The 2,569-nt window shown below is 44.7% G+C and carries 4 protein-coding genes, 1 rRNA gene and 1 pseudogene; all 6 read left to right on the plus strand.

Features of this window, described 5'->3' with window-relative positions:
- Positions 1-407: pseudogene (locus tag ACFRFQ_RS30455) on the plus strand (hypothetical protein); the annotation flags it as partial.
- A gap of 24 nt (positions 408-431) precedes the next feature.
- Positions 432-755 (plus strand): YbaB/EbfC family nucleoid-associated protein, encoded by a 324-nt coding sequence (locus ACFRFQ_RS30460; protein ID WP_003150700.1) that lies wholly within the window; start codon positions 432-434, stop codon positions 753-755.
- A 14-nt stretch (positions 756-769) separates the two neighbouring features.
- Positions 770-1,366, plus strand: a complete 597-nt coding sequence (recR, locus tag ACFRFQ_RS30465; RefSeq protein ID WP_003150697.1) for a recombination protein RecR — start codon at positions 770-772, stop codon at positions 1,364-1,366.
- A gap of 18 nt (positions 1,367-1,384) precedes the next feature.
- Entirely contained in the window at positions 1,385-1,609 is a 225-nt protein-coding gene (locus tag ACFRFQ_RS30470) for a YaaL family protein (protein WP_007408755.1), read from the plus strand.
- A gap of 60 nt (positions 1,610-1,669) precedes the next feature.
- A complete protein-coding gene (locus ACFRFQ_RS30475; RefSeq protein WP_003150686.1) occupies positions 1,670-1,933 on the plus strand; it encodes a pro-sigmaK processing inhibitor BofA family protein in 264 nt (87 codons plus the stop codon).
- A 249-nt stretch (positions 1,934-2,182) separates the two neighbouring features.
- A 16S ribosomal RNA gene (locus ACFRFQ_RS30480) occupies positions 2,183-2,569 on the plus strand; the annotation flags it as partial.

Raw genomic sequence — 2,569 nt, forward strand, 5'->3', positions numbered from 1 at the left:
CCACAAGACCTGATCTTGAACAGCTTAAAAGCAGCTGGGGCAAGCTGCTGGCACACCTGAAACAGCAGAATAAGGTGTCTCATGCGGCTCTTTTGAATGACAGTGAACCGGTAGCTGCAGCTCAAAAGGCATTTGTGCTTAAATTTAAATACGAAATCCATTGTAAAATGGTTGCAGAAGACAATAATGGAGTCCGTACGAATCTTGAACAGATTCTCGAATCAATGCTCGGGAAAAGAATGGATTTGATTGGCGTTCCGGAAGCACAATGGGGTAAAATAAGAGAAGAATTTTTAAATGATCACCAGCAGGAAAGTGAAGGATCAAACGAACCGGCTGAAGAAGATCCGCTGATTGCAGAGGCGAAAAAACTTGTCGGAGCGGATTTAATCGAAATAAAAGACTAATAAGATGAAAGAGAGTGATTGAATATGCGTGGCGGAATGGGAAACATGCAAAAAATGATGAAACAAATGCAAAAAATGCAAAAGGATATGGCGAAGGCTCAGGAGGAGCTTGCTGAAAAAGTGCTTGAAGGCACAGCAGGCGGCGGTATGGTGACTGTAAAAGTCAACGGCCAAAAAGAAGTTGTAGACGTTGCCATTAAAGAAGAAGTCGTTGATCCGGAAGATATCGAAATGCTTCAGGACCTGGTTCTTGCTGCGACAAACGACGCCCTCAAAAAAGTGGATGACATGACGAATGAGACAATGGGACAATTTACAAAAGGAATGAACATACCGGGTTTATTCTAGGGGGATAAATAAACATGCAGTATCCTGAACCAATATCAAAGCTGATTGACAGCTTTATGAAATTGCCAGGGATCGGACCGAAAACAGCGGTTCGTCTGGCTTTTTTTGTTCTAGGTATGAAAGAAGACACAGTATTGGATTTTGCTAAGGCGCTTGTCAATGCGAAGCGGAATCTGACATATTGCTCAATTTGCGGACATATAACAGATCAGGACCCTTGTTATATATGTGAGGACACAAGGAGGGATAAGTCTGTTATTTGTGTCGTGCAAGACCCTAAGGATGTGATCGCAATGGAGAAAATGAAGGAATATAACGGCCAGTATCATGTTCTTCACGGCGCGATTTCACCAATGGACGGCATCGGCCCGGAGGATATTAAGATTCCGGAGCTGCTGAAACGTCTTCAGGATGATCAAGTGACAGAAGTTATTCTCGCAACCAACCCTAATATTGAAGGGGAAGCAACAGCGATGTATATATCAAGGCTGTTAAAGCCCTCAGGCATCAAGCTCTCCCGTATTGCCCACGGTCTGCCCGTCGGCGGTGATTTGGAATATGCTGATGAGGTCACTCTTTCAAAAGCTCTTGAAGGAAGACGTGAATTGTAAGGGAGGAAAAGGCAAGGCATGGGTTTTCTTCGCAGAAATACATTAAGAAAAGAGTTTGATGAGAAGCTGATAGAACAGCTCTTTAAACAAAAAGAAGAATGGAACAGACAGAAGAGTCTGGTCGAGAAAAGTCTCGAGCCCTCCGCTGAGGTGTTGTTTGAGCTGAAAGTCGCTGAATCTAAGTACTTTTTTTATTTGAAAGAAGCGAAGCAGCGGAATTTGAAAATGAGCAGATGGAAGTAAGAGGTCTATTCTCCGGGATCTTCTCATAAGCTTGTACTAAACAAGCGAGGGGGAAGATTCATGGAGCCTTTTTTCATTATCGGTTTGATTGTCGGTCTGGTTGCTTTGCTTTTTTTATGGGGAGTATCTTCAAAACCGCTAAGATGGATTGGTGTGACTGCGATTAAGTTTATTGCCGGTGCGATTTTGCTGGTGGGTGTGAACTTGTTCGGGGGCAGTCTCGGTATTCATATCCCTGTTAACCTGATTACAACGGGCATCAGCGGGATTCTGGGGATTCCCGGCATCGCGGCTTTGATAGTCATTAAACGCTTCATCATTTAATTTGTCGATTATTGTTGACATGTTGGATCAAGGGTGGTATTCTAATATACGTCGCTGATGACGAAACGAATTCTTAAAAAAGAAATTTTAAAAAGTTATTGACGGCATTGAAGTTGATATGTTACAATAATTAAGTCGCTTCAAGAGCGATGGACAAAGTTCTTTGAAAACTAAACAAGACAAAACGTACCTGTTAATTCAAAGTTTTAAATAAATCGCACAGCGATGTGCGTAGTCAGTCAAACTACTTTATCGGAGAGTTTGATCCTGGCTCAGGACGAACGCTGGCGGCGTGCCTAATACATGCAAGTCGAGCGGACAGATGGGAGCTTGCTCCCTGATGTTAGCGGCGGACGGGTGAGTAACACGTGGGTAACCTGCCTGTAAGACTGGGATAACTCCGGGAAACCGGGGCTAATACCGGATGGTTGTTTGAACCGCATGGTTCAGACATAAAAGGTGGCTTCGGCTACCACTTACAGATGGACCCGCGGCGCATTAGCTAGTTGGTGAGGTAACGGCTCACCAAGGCGACGATGCGTAGCCGACCTGAGAGGGTGATCGGCCACACTGGGACTGAGACACGGCCCAGACTCCTACGGGAGGCAGCAGTAGGGAATCTTCCGCAATGGACGA

It is taken from the genome of Rhodococcus sp. NPDC056743 (assembly GCF_042790355.1).
Taxonomy (GTDB): Bacteria; Actinomycetota; Actinomycetes; order Mycobacteriales; family Mycobacteriaceae; genus Rhodococcus_F.